The following is a 17279-nucleotide window of genomic DNA, read 5'->3' as shown; positions in this document are numbered from 1 at the left end:
ATTTTTAATTAAATTTCTTAAAAAGGTTGGATAGAACATGAGTATGCTCTATACTTATGTTGTTATAGAAAAAATGTGGTGGGATGCTTTGTGCAGTATAATTTTAAAGTAGAGGCTTTTGAAGGGCCTTTAGATTTATTGTTACATTTAATACATCGTTATGAAATTGACATATATAATATTCCTGTAGCGGAAATTACAGAGCAATATTTATCTTATGTTCATACGATGAAAGAACTACAATTAGATGTTGCAAGTGAGTATTTAGTAATGGCTGCGACTTTATTACAAATTAAAAGTAAAATGTTGTTGCCGAAACATGAAGAAGATGTACTTGATAACGGTGATGACTTTATAGATGATCCTCGTCAAGAATTGATGGAGAGGTTAATTGAATATAAGAAATATAAGCAAGTTGCTACTGAGCTAAAAGAAAGAGAACAAGAAAGAGCACAGCTATATACACGTCCGCCAATTGATTTTACATCGTTGCAACAAGAAGAGGAGACAAACTTGCCTCTTGATGTTACGTTATATGATATGCTAGCGGCATTTCAAAAATTAATGCGCCGTAAAAAAGCAAAGAAACCTGTAACAACACGTATTACTCGTCAAGAAATACCAATTGAAAAGCGCATGATTGATATTTTAAAACAGTTAGAAATACAAGGTGGTCGTCAAAGTTTTTATGATTTGTTTGTTGATGATGAACGGGAAATAATGGTTGTAACATTTTTAGCGGTTCTTGAGCTTATGAAAAATCAACAAATCATAATTGAACAGGAACATAATTTTGATGAAATTTTCGTATCAAGCTCTACTAAATCTGCATAGAGTTAGTATGGAAAATGGGATGGAAATAATATATCTCATGCTAGGTTTGAATGTATCGTTTGGAACAAGAGAAAAAATATTGAACCGAACGCATTGATTGTGATTCGGTTTTTTGATGTGTATTTTTATGGAGAAAATTGGAGGAAGGAGCTCGTAAAATGGATAGAAGAGAACAGAAATCAATCATTGAAGGGCTTTTATTTGTTTCTGGTGATGAAGGGATTTATCCAGAACAAATAGCGAAAGTGCTTGAAATTGAAGGAAATGAAGTAATCGATATTTTAGAAGAAATGCAAAAAGAATGTGAAGGTGCACACCGCGGTTTGCAAATTGTACAGTATGCAAAAGTATATCGTTTTGCTACAAAGAAAGAACATGCTTCGTACTATCAAAAATTAATAGATATCCCAACAGCTGCTTCACTTTCTCAGGCTGCTTTAGAAACGTTAGCGATTGTGGCATATCGTCAACCTATTACAAGGACTGAAATGGAAGAGATTAGAGGGGTGAAAACCGATAAGGCGTTACAAACGTTAGTTTCACACTTACTTATAAAAGAAATGGGAAGAGCAGAAGGTCCAGGGCGTCCTATTTTATATGGAACAACGAAAGAATTTTTGGATACATTTGGATTGAAAACATTAGATGATTTACCGGCACTTTCTGAAGAGAATGAACAAATGAATGAAGCAGATTTATTCTTTGGTTCTTTACAGGAGATATCGAAATAAAAGCTTAGCATTTTGCTAAGCTTTTTTTGTATATCAATTATATACCGTGCCATACTAATTGAAAAAAGGAGACGAGTTATGAGAAGTATGCGAAGTATTTTATTGTTAGTTTCTGTTTTGTTATGCTTTTCTTTAAATAGTGCATCGGCCAAAAGATATATGATGTCTATTCATACCGCGTCTCCTTTACATATGCAGCGGCAACATTTTGGTAAAATGAAAGTGAGTTTTTTAAAAGTTGGGCAAGGTGATGCGACACTTATTACATTGCCAAATGGACAAACGATGTTAATTGATGGGGGACCTTATGAAGCAGGTGAGGTTATCATTCAAAAACTAATCGAAAAAGGGATTAACCATTTAGATGCTATCGTCAGTACGCATCCTGATATGGATCACATTGGAGGACTCATTCCGATTGTAGAGCAAATGCCGGTAGCACTTATATTAGATAGTGGAAAAACATATAGTTCTTTTACGTATCACACATACCGGAATCATATTAAAAAAAGAGGAATTCCTTTCGTTTCAGTAAAAGAGGGACAATACATACCGCTAGATCCGCATGTTTCCATACAAGTATTAAACAATGGGAAATCAAAAGATGAAAATAATGAATCTTCAATTGTGTTAAAGGTACGATACGGAAAAGCGGATTTTTTACTAATGGGTGATGCTGATGTGCGGACGGAAACTGAAATATTAAAGCAATTTGATGTACATGCAGATGTGTTAAAGGTGGGACATCATGGCTCCTATACTTCAACAAATGAAATGTTTATAAAGAAAGTAGAACCGCAGTTTGCAATTCTTTCATATGGAAGCAGAAATCCGTATGGACATCCGCATCAAAGTGTAGTGAGACGCTTAAAACAGCATGGTATAATGATATATGGAACAAACAAACGTACAGTAGAAATGGAAACAGACGGCGAGCATATTACAATAGGCTCTAGTGGATTAATGCCATTACTTAAGTGAGTAATATGATAGGGGATATTCTCCCTTTTTGGAAAACTGAATAACATATATTATAATTGCAAGAGACGTACTAAGTTTCCTTTTTGTTAAACAAAGAGGAAATTTCATTCGAATGTATAGACAACTACTCGTGCATATATTAAGATGGAATTAGGCGAATAAGGTAATAATAACAAGTAGGTATTTCATGGGAAAGGATCGATGAAAATGAAAACGCAAGTTGTCATCAATGCCAAAATTTATACAGGTCAAGAAGTAGTGGAAAACGGATTTATTCGTTACGCAGAAACAATTAAAGAAATTGGTTTGATGGCTCAATATGTATCACAAGAAAATGAAGCGGTTTTAGATGCGGCAGGGAAGATTGTGATTCCAGGTATGATTGATGTTCATATTCATGGTGGGTACGATATTGATGCGATGGATGCAAATAGCGATGGATTAGTAACTCTAGGTAAAGAAATGTTAAAAGAAGGAGTTACAACTTACTTTCCAACAACAATGACACAAGCTCCAGAAGCAATCGAAGCGGCACTACATGCTGCGAAGGAAGCGAAAGAAAAAGGAGCACATTTCGAATATATTCACTTAGAAGGACCGTATGTTTCAAAAAAACGTGCAGGTGCACAACCACTTGAACATATTGTTCCTGCGAATATTGAACAATTTAAACAATGGCAGGAAGCAAGCGGGAATCTAATTAAATTAGTAACATATGCACCTGAAGAAGAAGGTGCGTTAGAATTTGAGCAGTATCTTGCTGAAACTGGTGTTGTTGGCACAATGGGGCATACAGATGCAATTGATGCGCAACTAAAAAATAGAAACATTACACATGCAACGCATTTATACAATCAAATGCGTGGATTACATCACCGTGAACCAGGAGTTGTTGGTCATGTGTTATTAAATCCAGATGTAATGGTTGAAGTAATTACAGATGGTATTCATATTGACCCTGATATGGTGAAATTAGCATATAAATTAAAAGGACCGAAAAAAGTAAGTGTTATTACTGACGCAATGCGTGCAAAAGGTCTTGAAGATGGATTATATGAGCTTGGCGGACAGCCAGTACATGTAAAAGATGGTAGTGCTCGATTAGAAGATGGAACGTTAGCTGGCAGTATTCTAAAAATGGATCAAGCTTTCCGAAATGTAATTGAATTTACAGGTTGTTCAATCGAAGATGCAGTACTGATGACATCAGTTAACCAAGCAGAAGAGTTTGGATTAAATCATAAAGGTGCATTAGTGGTAGGAAAAGATGCAGACTTTGTTGTGATGAATGAAGATTTACATGTATATGATACGGTTCGTTTAGGAATTCATATGAAGGAAGGGAAGTAATTAAATGAATATTCTTGTTGTAAAAACTCCAGAAGAACTAGCAGAAGCAGGTTATAAATTAATTGAAGAAGTTGTAAACACAAAAGAAAATCCAACATTAGGAATGGCTACAGGAAGCTCTCCATTAGGTATTTATGCAGAAATGCGAAAAAATAAACTTGATACAAGCCGTGTAACCACTGTAAACTTAGATGAGTACGTAAATTTACCACATGAAGATAAAAACAGCTATCACTATTTCATGCAAGAACAGTTGTTTGATCATCTTCCATTTAAACAAACTTATGTACCAAACGGGATGGCAAGTGATTTAGAGGAAGAGTGCAAACGTTACGAGGGCATTCTAGCTGCTAACCCAGTTGACCTACAGATTCTTGGAATCGGTGAAAACGGTCACATCGGATTTAACGAACCAGGAACACTGTTTAATTCTCCAACAAACATTGTTGAATTAACAGAGTCTACACGCCAAGCAAACCTTCGCTTCTTCGAAAAAGAAGAAGATGTGCCAACTCATGCGATTACAATGGGGATTGGAAGCATTATGAAAGCGAAACAAATTCTACTTGTTGCTATGGGTTCTAAAAAGGCAGAAGCTGTGAAAGAATTATTACAAGGTGAATATAGTGAAGCGTGTCCTGCTACAGTTTTACAACGTCATCCGAATGTAACCGTAATCGCTGATCAAGAAGCTCTATCTTTATGCAGTGAGGCGATTGCTGATGAACATCGACAAGTATTCACCATTTCCGATCTATTATCAGATTCAAGAGTGGGTGAAACAGCTAATTGAGGACGGCGAATGGAAGCCGGGAGATAAAATCCCATCTGAGAATGAACTTTGCGATAAGTTCGAAGTGAGTCGTATGACAATCAGACAGGCGATTAATAATTTAGTGGAACAAGGTTATTTATATCGGAAACGTGGAATCGGTACGTTTGTCCAACTTCCGAAAGTGGAACAAAAATTGCAAGGAATGACGGGATTCACAGAAGATATGATTTCTCGTGGGATGAACCCAAGTAGTCAATTACTTAGTTTCCGCCTAGTTCCAGCTACTGCAAAAATAGCAGACCGGTTGAGAATACAGGAGGGAGAGTCGGTTTATGAAGTGAGGCGTATACGCTTAGCTGATGATGAACCGATTGCTTTTGAGACGACATATTTGTCGCCAGCTCTTGTAAAAGATATTAACGAAGAAATATTGCAACAATCTTTATATGAACATTTAGAGAAAAAACTGGGCTTTAAACTTGTTAGCGCTACTCAATCAATTGAAGCTTCAATTGCAACGGATAATGAAGCTGAACATCTGCATATTCCTAAAAAGGCGCCAGTGCTTGTAATGCGTCAATGGTCATATTCAGAAGGTGAAGTACCGTTAGAGTATGTGAAATGTATTTATCGTGGGGATCGTTATAAGTTTATTACAAACATCGCACGTAACAAATAATATATTTCAGTTTGTGAAGTACAGTTAATGTCAAATTGTTTAACATGTAAAGAAAAAATACGACTCATCCTTATAAGGAGTGAGTCGTATTTTTATTATGAGCAATTACGTGGTTAACAGCATCTTTAACTGTATTTACTACATAGTGAGCGTGTTCTTTTACTGCGTCATCTGCTTGAAACATAGCAAAACTGTGAGGAGTTAAAGAAAACATCGGGATATCATTATAAGAATCCCCTATGCAAGCAACTTCCTCTGGTTGTAGTTGAAACTCTTTTAATAAAACAGAAATAGCAGCCCCTTTACTAATATTAGGTGGCATTACATCTAAACATTGTTCTGCTGAAATGAATGTACTAACTTTTCCGTGGAATTGTTCATCAATTTTTTTCTGAAGGAGTTGTAAGCTTTCCTTTGTTCCACCGACAGAGATTTTATTTGGAAAAATTGTATCATCAATTTTCTGTAATAGACGCGGTTCTTCAACAGAAGTCATCGTTACTTGTTGTTCAAGTTCATGAATAAATGGTGTTTTCTCTTCAATGTAATAATTATGCTCATCACTTACATAACGAAAATAAGGATCTTCATTTGTCATTGCTAACAGATCAGGTAGAATACTCGAATCGAATGTTGCGGATAATAGTTGCTTGTTTTCATGTGTGTACACGAAAACACCATTTACACTAATACGATGGAAATTTGTATTTACAGCTTTCATTAAGTCTGCAATTTCATTATCCAGTCGGCCAGAAGCGAAACAAAGAATAACATTTTGCTCAGCAAGACTACGAAGTGCTACAATATCCTGTTCGTCAATTAACCCTCCGTGTTGCATCATTGTACCATCGATATCACTTACAAACATTTTAATCATGTTGTTATCCCCTTTCTATGTACAGTTGCTCTTACATTATACGCATCATATATAAACATGTCTAAAAAACGAATTTTTATGAAATGGTAGATGTTTTATATTGACGACAAAGAAGAATGTTCTGTAACATAAAAGCAGGCTATTTAAGTACGAGGGTGGTGTTATATGAGTAATTATCTAGAAATTAAAAAAGTTTTAAATAATAATGTCATCATTGCTAGCCATCCTGAACATGAGGAAGTAGTAGTGATCGGTAAAGGAATTGGATTTGGGAAAAAAGCGAAAGACATATTGGAGCAAGAACAAATTGAAAAAATGTTTGTTTTAAAAAATGAACGTGATCGTGAACAATACAAACTGTTAGTGCCGCATGTGAGTGAAAAATTAATCGAATTAATGAATGATATTATGTTCTACATTCAAGAAAAAGCAAAATCACCATTGAATGAACATATTCATATCGCTTTAACAGATCATATTTCTTTTGCGATTAAGCGGTTAAAACAAGGACTTACAATTGATAATCCTTTTTTAGTTGAAACGAAAATGCTCTATCCAGAGGAATATGAAATTGCTGAAGGTGTTGTAGACCTTTTAAATTCTCGTTTGCAAATTACATTGCCAGAAGGAGAAATTGGTTTTATTGCACTCCATATTTACAGTTCACTTACAAATTCAGATTTATCTTCAGTTAATCAAAACTCCCGTCTCATTGCACATCTTGTATCTTTAATTGAGACAAACTTACAAATTACATTAGACCAAGAAAGTATCCACTACTTACGCCTTATTCGTCATTTACAATATGCTATTGAACGGGTGAAAAAAGGGGAGAAAGTAGAGGAATCACAAAGTTTTGCTGATTTATTAAAGGCGGAATATCCCGTCTGTTATAATTTAGCTTGGAAGCTAGTTAAGGTCATGCAAAAAGAATTGCAACTTCCTGTGTATGAAGCAGAGAGCATATATTTAACGATGCACCTGCAGCGCTTAGTGAAAGCAGAGCATGTGTAAAAAGACATATATTTTTGTCTAAAATGAAAACGTTAAAAAAAATCATTGAATCGCTTACAATAGTTATGTATAATAACTATTGCAAAGTTATACAAATTTCGACAAACACATTAAGGTAAGTAACGAAAACGTTTGCCTTAATTATAGTGAACTTATACGTAAACCTATTTTTGACACGTGTTACTGATTCGATCAGGCATGAGTGGAGAAAAGCAAGGAATGTAAGCTAGAGAAAGGGATATACTACCCTTTGTATAGCTATCGTTCTATCTTTTTTTCCTCATGTCTTTTTGGCGTTTGTCGGAAGGTATCAATATAGATAAGAGAGGAAGGGTTTCCATGTTTAAGAAGATCTTTGGTGTTCTTCAAAAAGTCGGAAAAGCGTTAATGCTTCCAGTAGCGATTTTACCGGCAGCAGGTATTTTACTTGGATTTGGTAATGCATTTCAAAATCCACAGTTAACAAATGTTATTCCTGCTTTAAAAGCAGATTGGTTCGTAATGGTAGCAAAAATTATGGAACAATCTGGTGATATTATTTTCGCTAACCTTGCATTATTATTCGCAGTTGGGGTAGCAATTGGTTTAGCTGGTGGAGACGGAGTAGCTGGATTAGCAGCGTTCGTCGGCTACTTAATTATGAACAAAACGATGAGTGTGTTCTTAGAAGTAGATAAGCTAGTGAAAGTAACAAGTTCTGGAGCAGACCCAGTAAAAATTGGATTTACAGATCCAGCATATGCAAACGTATTAGGAATTCCAACGCTACAAACGGGAGTGTTTGGTGGTATTATCGTCGGTATAGTAGCCGCATATTGCTACAATAAATACTTCAACATTGAATTACCATCATACTTAGGTTTCTTCGCAGGTAAGCGTTTCGTACCGATCGCAACTGCAACATTCTCTTTAGTAGTAGGTATAATCATGTGTTTCATTTGGCCATACATTCAAGGTGGCTTAAATACGTTCTCACATCAAATGATTGATGCAAATAGAACATTAGCAGCATTCATATTCGGTTTAATTGAACGTTCATTAATTCCATTTGGATTACATCACATTTTCTATTCACCGTTCTGGTTCGAATTCGGTCAGTATACAAATGCAGCTGGCGAATTAATCCGTGGTGACCAAAAAATCTTTATGGCACAGTTAAAAGACGGTGTAGAAATAACAGCAGGTACATTTACAACTGGTAAGTATCCGTTCATGATGTTCGGTCTTCCAGCAGCAGCATTAGCAATGTACCATGAAGCACGTCCTGAAAATAAAAAATTAGCAGCGGGTATTTTAGGCTCTGCTGCATTAACATCTTTCTTAACAGGTATTACAGAACCACTTGAATTTTCATTCTTATTCGTAGCACCAGTACTGTTCGGAATTCACGCAGTATTCGCTGGTCTATCATTTATGACAATGCAAATTTTAGGTGTTAAAATTGGTATGACATTCTCTGGTGGTTTAATCGACTTTATGTTATTCGGTGTACTACCAGGCCGTACAGCATGGTGGTGGGTAATTATTGTTGGTCTTGTACTAGCAGTTATTTACTACTTCGGATTCCGCTTTGCAATCCGTAAATGGGATTTAAAAACACCTGGTCGTGAAGTAGCAAATGCGAATGACGGCGCAGGTAAAACAGAAGCAGGAGAACTTCCACGTGAAGTATTAGTAGCACTTGGTGGTAAAGAAAACATTGCTTCTTTAGACGCTTGTATTACTCGTTTACGTGTTCAAGTTAACGAACAAAAGAATGTAAACAAAGATCGCTTAAAAGAGCTTGGAGCAGCTGGTGTACTTGAAGTTGGAAATAACATTCAAGCTATTTTTGGACCGAAATCTGACACATTAAAATCACAAATTCATGATATTATGTCAGGTCGTACACCTCATGTTGAAAAAGAAGAGCCTGTAAAGGTAGAAGAAACTCCTAAACAAGTTGATGAAAACGAAACAATCGTATCACCAATTGAAGGGAAAATCTTATCGATTACAGAAGTACCTGATCAAGTATTCTCAGGAAAAATGATGGGAGACGGATTTGCAATCGAGCCAACAGAAGGAACAGTAGTTTCTCCAGTTAACGGTGAGATCGTCAACGTATTCCCTACAAAGCATGCAATTGGTATTCAATCTGAAGGCGGAAAAGAAATTTTAATCCACTTCGGTATTGATACTGTAAAATTAAATGGTGAAGGTTTTGAAGCACTTGTAGCACAAGGCGACAAAGTGAAACAAGGACAACCATTATTAAAAGTAGATCTTGCATTTGTAAAAGAAAATGCACCATCTATCATTACACCAATTGTCTTTACGAATTTACAACAAGGACAACAAGTCGAATTGAAAAAAGATGGAAATGTTAAGAAGGGCGAAAACGCTATTATTGACATTCAGTAGGAATTTGACGCAAAATGTTTATAATTATAATAGGCGATGTGGTTGACCGAACATCGCCTATTATATACAATAGATGATGTAGTACTCACGTCTATACAACTAAAAAAATACTGTAATTTAAAGGAGATAAATTATCATGGAAAAAATCTTTAAAGTAACTAGCGACTCAGGAATTCATGCTCGTCCAGCAACTCTACTTGTAAACACTGCAAGCAAATTTGGTTCTGACATTAACTTAGAGTATAACGGAAAAAACGTTAACTTAAAATCAATCATGGGTGTTATGTCTTTAGGCATTCAACAAAACGCAGAAATTAAAATCACTGCAAATGGTGATGATGCAGCTCAAGCACTAGCAGCTATCGAAGAAACTATGAAAAACGAAGGATTAGGAGAATAATGACTCTTAACATTCAAGGGATCGCTGCATCAAGTGGGATTGCTATTGCAAAGGCTTTCAGACTTGAGAATCCTGAATTTAACATCGAAAAGAAATCAATTACAAACGAAGCTGCTGAAATTGCACGCTTAGACGCTGCGCTTGAGAAAGCAAAAACTGAATTAGAAGCAATTAAGGACCATGCTTTTGCTGAGCTGGGTGCTGATAAAGCTGCGATCTTTGAAGCACATTTATTAGTGTTAAATGATCCAGAACTAGTAAACCCAGTAAAAGATAAAGTAAATAGTGAAAAAGTAAATGCTGAATTTGCAATGGATGAAGTTGCATCAATGTTTATTTCTATGTTTGAAAACATGGATAACGAATATATGAAAGAACGTGCTGCGGACATTCGTGACGTAACAAAACGCGTTCTTGCACATTTACTAGGAATTAACTTCTCAAACCCTGGTACAATTTCTGAAGAAGTAATCATCATTGCTGAAGATTTAACACCATCTGATACAGCTCAGTTAAACCGTAAGTATGCAAAAGGTTTTACAACTGATATCGGTGGACGTACATCTCACTCTGCAATTATGGCTCGTTCTATGGAAATTCCTGCAGTTGTTGGTACGAAAGTTGTTATGGAGAAAATCCAAAACGGCGATATCGTAATCATCGACGGTTTAGATGGAGAAGTAATTGTAAATCCATCAGAAGAAACTCTTCGTTCTTTTGAAGAAAAGAAAGCGAAATTTGAAGAGCAAAAAACTGAATGGGCAAAATTAAAAGACCAAGCTACTGTAACAAGTGATGGACATCACGTTGAGCTTGTTGCAAATATCGGAACACCAAATGATGTACAAGGTATTATCGATAATGGCGGAGAAGGCGTTGGTTTATACCGTACAGAATTCTTATACATGGGCCGTGACAATCTTCCAACAGAAGAAGAGCAGTTCGAAGCGTATAAAGCAGTTCTTGAAGGTGTAAAAGAAGGTCAACCTGTTGTTGTTCGTACACTTGACATCGGTGGAGATAAAGAGCTTCCATACTTACATTTACCAAAAGAAATGAACCCATTCTTAGGATACCGTGCAATTCGCTTATGCCTTGATGAGCAAGATGTGTTCCGTACACAACTTCGTGCATTACTTCGTGCTAGCGTATACGGTAACTTAAAAATTATGTTCCCAATGATTGCAACTCTTGATGAGTTCCGTCAAGCGAAAGCAATCTTATTAGAAGAGAAAGCGAAACTTGTAGAAGCGGGTACAACTGTTTCTGATTCTATTGAAGTGGGTATGATGGTTGAAATCCCAGCTTCAGCAGTATTAGCAGATCAATTCGCAAAAGAAGTTGATTTCTTCTCTATCGGAACAAATGACTTAATCCAATACACAATGGCTGCAGACCGTATGAACGAACAAGTAGCTTACTTATACCAACCGTATAACCCATCTATTTTACGTCTTGTAAAAATGGTTATTGATGCGGCTCATAAAGAAGGCAAATGGGCTGGTATGTGTGGTGAGATGGCGGGAGATTCACTTGCTATCCCATTATTATTAGGATTAGGTTTAGATGAGTTCAGTATGAGTGCAACATCTATTCTTCCTGCAAGAACACAACTAAGCAAGTTGTCAAAAGCAGAAATGGAAACATTAGCAGAAAAAGCACTAATGATGTCAACTGCTGAAGAAGTTGTTGAACTAGTTAAAAGCATATAATTAATAAAAAAACCTGAGTCGATTTGAAATCGGTCTCAGGTTTTTTCTATGAGAAAAGTAACTCTTATTTTCTTACTATAGAGGATAAGACACAGAACTAGATAGCGATAGCAACGATATCAGTTGGGCATACACGTAAAATACCATTAAAAGTATTACGTTGACGGTTCTTATCATCTTTGTCGTTGTCTTTATCATCTTTATCATTATTGTTACGAGCTAAAGCAGAGAAAAGAGCAACGCCGTTAGCGAAACCTTCAAAAATTACATTGTTGAAAGATCCAATACCTTTAATGCTTAAAAGAGAAAGTTCTGTTCCAACTGAAATGCTAGCAAGTACGTTACATACAGCTGGTTGTTGTGGTTTTACCTCTCTCTCTTTCTCGCGATGGTCACGATGGTCGCACTCTCTTTCACGATGATGACAGTCTCTAAAGTTATCACAGCATCCAAATGATCCAAACATAATCCTCATCACCCCCTTCACACTTATAATCTATGTAAGTTCGGTAGTTAGTGACTGGACAGAGAGTGGAATTTTTTATGGGGGATTTTCTCATTTTAAAAGACTAGCTGGGTGTTTAGTACGGAATGATGTTTAAAATAGGGGAAATATCACAAAAAAGTGTAAAGACCACCGAAATGAATGAAATAGGTAGGCTTTACACTTTTTTACTTTTATATAAAACGATGATATATACAGGGAGAGCTAAGAGTAGTGGTGCAATGGATCTTGCAGTATGTTTTTCTGCGTCTAATTGGAACGTTTCTTCTTTTGGGAATTGTAACACTGATATGTTTGTAGCATCGCCAATAAAATATAACAGTAGTACAGTTACTATGTAACTTAAAAGTGCGATAAAGCTTCCGTATGAACTCAATGAAAATCCCTCTCTTGTTATCTATTTGTTATCATTGTATCATAATTGTAACAAAAACACACGGTTATATTTCGATACTTTAACAAAATTCGACACGAAACGCCATTTATGTGTATGGGAATAGCATGAAATTTACTATCTTTTTATGTATAGATGTCGAATGATACATTGTAATATTACGGGTGTGTGACAAAAGAAAAAGAAACGAAGGTAATGAAATTACCTTCGTTTCTTTTTTATCCCGTATTAACAGCCAGTAAGCCCCTCACATTGATTAAAGGTTCACTTTATTATTTTGCCCATTCACTCACTTGTTCTACGCTCATTCGTGGTGCAGGATGACCTTTTAAAGTTGATTCACCAATTGTAATAAGCATAATTGGTACGTAACGAGATGAAACATTGAATTCTTCTGTAAGTGCTTGTGGGTTGAAACCACCAATAGCACAAGTATCCCAGCCAGTTGCTTTAGCCGCAAGCATAAGTTGCATTGCTGCTAAAGATGCATTTGAAAAGGCTGCATCTCTTGGAAATTGTTCACGAGCATATGCAGACTCAATATTTTTAGCTAAGCGCTCTTTTGCTTCTTCTTTCATAAATCCTTGTTCTACAATTGGACCATAAACTGGTTCAACGTTTTTATAAGCTTCTAAATCACCTAAAATAGCGACTACAGCAGAAGCATCAAGTATTTGTTGCTGGTTATAAGCAATTGGATGCAATCGTTTCTGTACATCTTCACCTTGGAATACAAGGAATTTCCAGTGCTGCAAGTTCCAAGCAGAAGGTGCTTGAGCAGCTCCCTTTAAAATCTCGTGTAACTCTGTAGATGAAATTTCTTTCTCTGGGTTGAATGCACGTGTAGATGTGCGTTCGTATAGAACATTAAAAAAGTTGTCGTTTGTCATTATATATCCTCCAAGTAACATATCAAATTATAAAAAATACATGTAATATATTCTACTTACATTTTGTAAGTTGTCGAATTTAAGAATATAATATCTTTATTTTAATTGTCAAGTTTTAAAGAGGAAGCTAGGGCATTCATACAAACGATACAATTCCTATCATCATACACTAAAAAAGGAATTTATAGAGAAAAAGCGAAGAGAGCATTCTCAATTAGCTTGTTAATATGTGTCCCTTACTCATTAAAGTATTTAGAGAACAGTCTTTTTATAAAATGTTTGTGAGGAATGCAGTAGAACAAGATATATGAAGTGAGTGAAGACTAGTGATGAACATACTACATTTTTTATTAGAGAATACGGTTTTCCAAAATGTATTACAAGATCTTCAGTTAAATGTCCTTTATATAGAAAATGGATGCACACATCAACAAACGATAGAAAATATTCATCCAAAATGTATGTTTATAGCAAATAGTTTTGAAGAAGGAGAATTATTGTATCAGAGGACTAAACCACATATTGTAATTATGTATGTAACAGATTTTTCTCAAATAAAATATATAAAGAATATGTATAATCCACAGAGTACATTTATTGTCATTTGGGATCAACAAATAACAAGCGAGTTTACAGAGGTGCTTACGTTAGGAATACGTAATATTGTGATAGCCCCTGTGACCCCACAAATGGTGTTAGAGGAAGTGAATAAGAGTTTGTATCAGCTTTCTTTAGTGCGGCAAGTAAGTTTGCAACAAGAACTACTTCAAACGATGTTTGATTTTCAAAATGATCTATTATTTATAGTAGAAGACGATGAGATTGTTGATTGTAATACAAATTTTTTAGAGTTTTTCGGATATGAAAATTTATTTGCCTATCGTGAGCAACATTTAGTATTTGCTGAACATTTTATTAGAGAAAACGGATACTATTCAACAACCCATGATATAACATGGTTAGATGATACATTATCATATGATAGAAGAATTAAGATGTCCAATTATGAAGGAGAAGTGTCAACTTTTTTATTGCGTGCGACACCACTGCCAGAAGATTTATCAAGATTTATTGTGAAGTGTACAGAGATTACAGAATTAGATGAAATCTATCAAGAACAAGAAAGGCTTGCTATGATAGATTCGTTAACAGAGATTTATAATCGTTTGAAGTTCCAACAAATACTAGAGGCAGAATGGGATAATGCAATGCGTAACGATGAAAAAATAGCACTTATTTTATTTGACATAGATAATTTTAAAACAGTAAATGACACGTACGGCCATGATTTTGGTGACTTAGCATTAATTCAGCTTGCAGAGCTTATGAAATCTAAAGTGGAGCAGCAACATGTATTTGCAAGGTGGGGAGGAGAAGAATTTATTATATTAGTAACGAATACAGTAGAAAAAGAAGCATTTCAGGTTGCGGAATCATTACGATTTTTCATTGAAACAAAGCATTTCTCCGGAATTTCGAAATTAACAGCGAGTTTTGGAGTCGCGTTATATGAACAAGGGATTACAAGAGAAGAATTAATGCAACGAGCGGATATCGCATTATATGAAGCGAAAAAAAATGGGAAAAATCAAGTGTGTGTATATAGAAAAGAAAAAAAGTGATTTTTCGCAACAAATTGTTGCGATTTTTTTTTATTGTTTGATAATAGAATGTGGGGGGGATTTTGGACGAAGGAATTATGGAGGAACAACATGATAAAAAAAATAATGACGATGGCTTCGCTGTCTGCTGTAGTTTGTGGTGGAGTATACTATTTTCTCTATAATCCCAATATAAAGGAAAGCACTGTATTAACAACTAAGGTGAATCCTACTATTGAATCAGAAGTACAAGAGAATATAGAAGAAAAAGAAGAACAACAAATTGATTATGCTAGTATATCTCAAAAGTTAGATCAATATTTAATAGGAAAGCAATTTAATGGAACAGTTTTAGTAACAGATAAAGAGCATGTTATATTGAATAAAGGATATGGATATGCTGATGTTCAAAATAAGATAGAAAATACGCCTCAAACAAAATATCGTGTCGGTTCTATTACGAAAACAGTCGTGGCCACATCTATTTTACAGCTGCAGGAACAAGGGAAGTTAAATATTCAAGATAATGTAAATAAATATATTCCCTCTTTTCCGGTAGATAAAAATATCACCTTATATCATTTGTTAACACACACATCAGGTTTACCAGAAAGCGGAAAAGGAAAAGTGAATGCAGCTTCTCGTATAAATTTAGTAAATTGGATTGGAAGTCAAAAGTTAGAATTTCCACCAGGCGCAGGTTGGAGATATACAGATTATAATTATATGGTGCTTGCCTATATTATAGAAAGCATATCAAAAAAACCTTTAGGAGATTACATAAAAGAAAATATATTTACTAAAGCAGAAATGCATGAATCTGGTATGGGAAATATGGCTCAGGGAGATCAGCATTTTACTAAAGGATATGTAAAGAAAGAGAATGTACTTGAACCTGCACAAAAATTGTTAATGGAGTGGTTATACGGATGCGGTGAGATGTATACGACAGTTGGCGATATGAAGAAGTTAGACGAAGCGATTATAAATGGGAAACTTCTTTCTGAACAAAGTAGACAAGCGATGTTTTCACCTTCAACAGAACGAAAATATGCATATAGTTTTTACATATATCCGGATTATTTTCATAATCATGGTGTACTATCTGGTTGGAACACTTTCAATAATTTTAATAAAGAAAAAGGCACTTTTGTTATATTATTTTCAAATGTGAAAAATAGTATAGATGATGATTTTAATAATGAGTTTCGAAAGATGGTAAGTGATTTATTAGAACAAAGGGGATGAGAAAATGGAACGTAAAAATGTATCAATAGGTTTCATCGGTATTGGTGTAATGGGAAAAAGTATGGTGCGTCATTTAATGCAAGACGGCTATCAAGTATATGTATATAATAGAACGAAAATGAAGACAGACTCTTTAGTGCAAGATGGTGCGAATTGGTGTGATACACCGAAAGAGTTAGTGAAGCAAGTTGATGTTGTAATGACTATGGTTGGATATCCACATGATGTAGAAGAAGTGTACTTTGGGATAGATGGGATTTTGGAGAATGCAAATGAAGGTACGATAGCAATTGATTTCACGACATCTACACCAACATTGGCAAAACGTATTAATGAAACCGGTAAAAGTAGGAATGTATATACGTTAGATGCGCCTGTATCTGGAGGAGACGTTGGTGCGAAAGAAGCAAGGCTCGCAATTATGGTCGGTGGTGAAAAAGAAATATATGAAAAATGTTTACCGTTATTTGAAAAACTAGGAACAAACATTCAGTTGCAAGGACCAGCTGGAAGTGGACAACATACAAAAATGTGCAATCAAATTGCGATTGCTTCTAACATGATTGGAGTATGTGAAGCTGTTGCTTATGCAAAAAAAGCTGGACTAGATCCGGATAAAGTATTAGAAAGTATTTCAACGGGAGCAGCAGGTAGTTGGTCATTGAGTAACTTAGCTCCTCGAATGTTAAAGGGAGATTTTGAACCAGGGTTTTATGTAAAGCACTTTATGAAAGATATGAAGATAGCTTTAGATGAGGCTGAAAAATTACAATTACCAGTACCAGGTTTAAGTTTGGCGAAGGAATTGTATGAAGAGTTAATAAAAGATGGGGAAGAGAATAGCGGAACACAAGTGTTATACAAAAAATACATAAAGGGGTAAAT

At 35.3% G+C, this 17279-nt stretch carries 17 protein-coding genes; 13 read left to right on the top strand and 4 right to left on the bottom strand.

The window, feature by feature from the left end; translation table 11 throughout:
• Positions 1 to 90 precede the first annotated feature (90 nt).
• The 6 genes from scpA to phnF all read left to right on the top strand — a co-directional run bounded on the left by scpA (position 91) and on the right by phnF (position 5350).
• Positions 91 to 834, top strand: a complete 744-nt coding sequence (scpA, locus tag MKX31_RS18240; RefSeq protein ID WP_001199757.1) for a segregation/condensation protein A — start codon at positions 91 to 93, stop codon at positions 832 to 834.
• Between the two features lie 158 nt (positions 835 to 992).
• On the top strand, positions 993 to 1565 hold the full coding sequence (scpB, locus tag MKX31_RS18235) for a segregation/condensation protein ScpB (RefSeq protein WP_060488364.1): 573 nt from the start codon (positions 993 to 995) through the stop codon (positions 1563 to 1565).
• 78 nt (positions 1566 to 1643) lie between these two features.
• Positions 1644 to 2546 carry a ComEC/Rec2 family competence protein gene (locus MKX31_RS18230; RefSeq protein WP_098102736.1) on the top strand — a complete coding sequence of 301 codons (903 nt, stop codon included), beginning with the start codon at positions 1644 to 1646 and terminating at the stop codon, positions 2544 to 2546.
• 207 nt (positions 2547 to 2753) lie between these two features.
• A complete protein-coding gene (gene nagA, locus MKX31_RS18225) occupies positions 2754 to 3896 on the top strand; it encodes an N-acetylglucosamine-6-phosphate deacetylase (RefSeq protein ID WP_064475087.1) in 1143 nt (380 codons plus the stop codon).
• Positions 3897 to 3900: 4 nt separating this feature from the next.
• The gene (gene nagB / locus MKX31_RS18220; RefSeq protein WP_064474899.1) at positions 3901 to 4689 is read left to right on the top strand and encodes a glucosamine-6-phosphate deaminase; all 789 of its coding nucleotides are present in this window, start codon (positions 3901 to 3903) and stop codon (positions 4687 to 4689) included.
• Positions 4619 to 5350, top strand: coding sequence for a phosphonate metabolism transcriptional regulator PhnF (gene phnF / locus MKX31_RS18215; protein WP_002194085.1), 732 nt, complete (start codon positions 4619 to 4621; stop codon positions 5348 to 5350). Before nagB ends, phnF begins: the two co-directional genes overlap by 71 nt.
• Positions 5351 to 5420: 70 nt before the next feature.
• Here the strand turns inward: phnF and MKX31_RS18210 are convergent, their stop codons facing one another.
• Positions 5421 to 6227 carry a Cof-type HAD-IIB family hydrolase gene (locus MKX31_RS18210; protein WP_064474900.1) on the bottom strand — a complete coding sequence of 269 codons (807 nt, stop codon included), beginning with the start codon at positions 6225 to 6227 and terminating at the stop codon, positions 5421 to 5423.
• Positions 6228 to 6392: 165 nt separating this feature from the next.
• Here MKX31_RS18210 and glcT point away from each other — a divergent pair, with 165 nt between their 5' ends.
• The 4 genes from glcT to ptsP all read left to right on the top strand — a co-directional run bounded on the left by glcT (position 6393) and on the right by ptsP (position 11756).
• A complete protein-coding gene (glcT, locus tag MKX31_RS18205) occupies positions 6393 to 7241 on the top strand; it encodes a glucose PTS transporter transcription antiterminator GlcT (RefSeq protein ID WP_048546230.1) in 849 nt (282 codons plus the stop codon).
• A 339-nt stretch (positions 7242 to 7580) separates the two neighbouring features.
• The gene (ptsG, locus tag MKX31_RS18200; RefSeq protein WP_098102737.1) at positions 7581 to 9644 is read left to right on the top strand and encodes a PTS glucose transporter subunit IIABC; all 2064 of its coding nucleotides are present in this window, start codon (positions 7581 to 7583) and stop codon (positions 9642 to 9644) included.
• Positions 9645 to 9780: 136 nt separating this feature from the next.
• The gene (gene ptsH / locus MKX31_RS18195; RefSeq protein ID WP_000411080.1) at positions 9781 to 10044 is read left to right on the top strand and encodes a phosphocarrier protein HPr; all 264 of its coding nucleotides are present in this window, start codon (positions 9781 to 9783) and stop codon (positions 10042 to 10044) included.
• A complete protein-coding gene (gene ptsP / locus MKX31_RS18190) occupies positions 10044 to 11756 on the top strand; it encodes a phosphoenolpyruvate--protein phosphotransferase (protein ID WP_000174214.1) in 1713 nt (570 codons plus the stop codon). The genes ptsH and ptsP overlap by 1 nt, the downstream gene beginning before the upstream one ends.
• Positions 11757 to 11853: 97 nt before the next feature.
• Here ptsP and MKX31_RS18185 read toward each other — a convergent pair whose 3' ends face one another.
• The 3 genes from MKX31_RS18185 to MKX31_RS18175 all read right to left on the bottom strand — a co-directional run bounded on the left by MKX31_RS18185 (position 11854) and on the right by MKX31_RS18175 (position 13545).
• The gene (locus MKX31_RS18185) at positions 11854 to 12222 is read right to left on the bottom strand and encodes a DUF3915 domain-containing protein (protein ID WP_060749672.1); all 369 of its coding nucleotides are present in this window, start codon (positions 12220 to 12222) and stop codon (positions 11854 to 11856) included.
• A 196-nt stretch (positions 12223 to 12418) separates the two neighbouring features.
• Entirely contained in the window at positions 12419 to 12637 is a 219-nt protein-coding gene (locus MKX31_RS18180) for a hypothetical protein (RefSeq protein WP_000100492.1), read from the bottom strand.
• A gap of 290 nt (positions 12638 to 12927) precedes the next feature.
• The gene (locus MKX31_RS18175; RefSeq protein WP_000180385.1) at positions 12928 to 13545 is read right to left on the bottom strand and encodes a nitroreductase family protein; all 618 of its coding nucleotides are present in this window, start codon (positions 13543 to 13545) and stop codon (positions 12928 to 12930) included.
• Between the two features lie 329 nt (positions 13546 to 13874).
• Here MKX31_RS18175 and MKX31_RS18170 point away from each other — a divergent pair, with 329 nt between their 5' ends.
• The 3 genes from MKX31_RS18170 (at position 13875) to MKX31_RS18160 (ending at position 17277) form a co-directional block, all read left to right on the top strand.
• Entirely contained in the window at positions 13875 to 15167 is a 1293-nt protein-coding gene (locus tag MKX31_RS18170) for a GGDEF domain-containing protein (RefSeq protein ID WP_142289346.1), read from the top strand.
• Between the two features lie 90 nt (positions 15168 to 15257).
• A complete protein-coding gene (locus tag MKX31_RS18165) occupies positions 15258 to 16394 on the top strand; it encodes a serine hydrolase domain-containing protein (protein ID WP_000591954.1) in 1137 nt (378 codons plus the stop codon).
• Between the two features lie 4 nt (positions 16395 to 16398).
• On the top strand, positions 16399 to 17277 hold the full coding sequence (locus tag MKX31_RS18160) for an NAD(P)-dependent oxidoreductase (protein ID WP_000440180.1): 879 nt from the start codon (positions 16399 to 16401) through the stop codon (positions 17275 to 17277).
• Positions 17278 to 17279 lie beyond the last annotated feature (2 nt).

This window comes from Bacillus sp. FSL M8-0063 (assembly GCF_038005545.1).
Classification (GTDB): domain Bacteria; phylum Bacillota; class Bacilli; order Bacillales; family Bacillaceae_G; genus Bacillus_A; species Bacillus_A wiedmannii.
The sequence above is the reverse complement of the archived record's forward strand: the minus strand, read 5'-3'. Positions and strand labels throughout refer to the sequence as shown.

Excerpts from the sequence above, each read along its gene's own strand:
- scpB (WP_060488364.1), top strand. The coding sequence starts at position 993 with ATGGATAGAAGAGAACAGAAATCAATCATTGAAGGGCTTTTATTTGTT.
- MKX31_RS18230 (WP_098102736.1), top strand. The coding sequence starts at position 1,644 with ATGAGAAGTATGCGAAGTATTTTATTGTTAGTTTCTGTTTTGTTATGC.
- nagA (WP_064475087.1), top strand. The coding sequence starts at position 2,754 with ATGAAAACGCAAGTTGTCATCAATGCCAAAATTTATACAGGTCAAGAA.
- nagB (WP_064474899.1), top strand. The coding sequence starts at position 3,901 with ATGAATATTCTTGTTGTAAAAACTCCAGAAGAACTAGCAGAAGCAGGT.
- phnF (WP_002194085.1), top strand. The coding sequence starts at position 4,619 with ATGAACATCGACAAGTATTCACCATTTCCGATCTATTATCAGATTCAA.
- MKX31_RS18210 (WP_064474900.1), bottom strand. The coding sequence starts at position 6,227 with ATGATTAAAATGTTTGTAAGTGATATCGATGGTACAATGATGCAACAC.
- glcT (WP_048546230.1), top strand. The coding sequence starts at position 6,393 with ATGAGTAATTATCTAGAAATTAAAAAAGTTTTAAATAATAATGTCATC.
- ptsG (WP_098102737.1), top strand. The coding sequence starts at position 7,581 with ATGTTTAAGAAGATCTTTGGTGTTCTTCAAAAAGTCGGAAAAGCGTTA.
- ptsH (WP_000411080.1), top strand. The coding sequence starts at position 9,781 with ATGGAAAAAATCTTTAAAGTAACTAGCGACTCAGGAATTCATGCTCGT.
- ptsP (WP_000174214.1), top strand. The coding sequence starts at position 10,044 with ATGACTCTTAACATTCAAGGGATCGCTGCATCAAGTGGGATTGCTATT.
- MKX31_RS18185 (WP_060749672.1), bottom strand. The coding sequence starts at position 12,222 with ATGTTTGGATCATTTGGATGCTGTGATAACTTTAGAGACTGTCATCAT.
- MKX31_RS18175 (WP_000180385.1), bottom strand. The coding sequence starts at position 13,545 with ATGACAAACGACAACTTTTTTAATGTTCTATACGAACGCACATCTACA.
- MKX31_RS18170 (WP_142289346.1), top strand. The coding sequence starts at position 13,875 with ATGAACATACTACATTTTTTATTAGAGAATACGGTTTTCCAAAATGTA.
- MKX31_RS18165 (WP_000591954.1), top strand. The coding sequence starts at position 15,258 with ATGATAAAAAAAATAATGACGATGGCTTCGCTGTCTGCTGTAGTTTGT.
- MKX31_RS18160 (WP_000440180.1), top strand. The coding sequence starts at position 16,399 with ATGGAACGTAAAAATGTATCAATAGGTTTCATCGGTATTGGTGTAATG.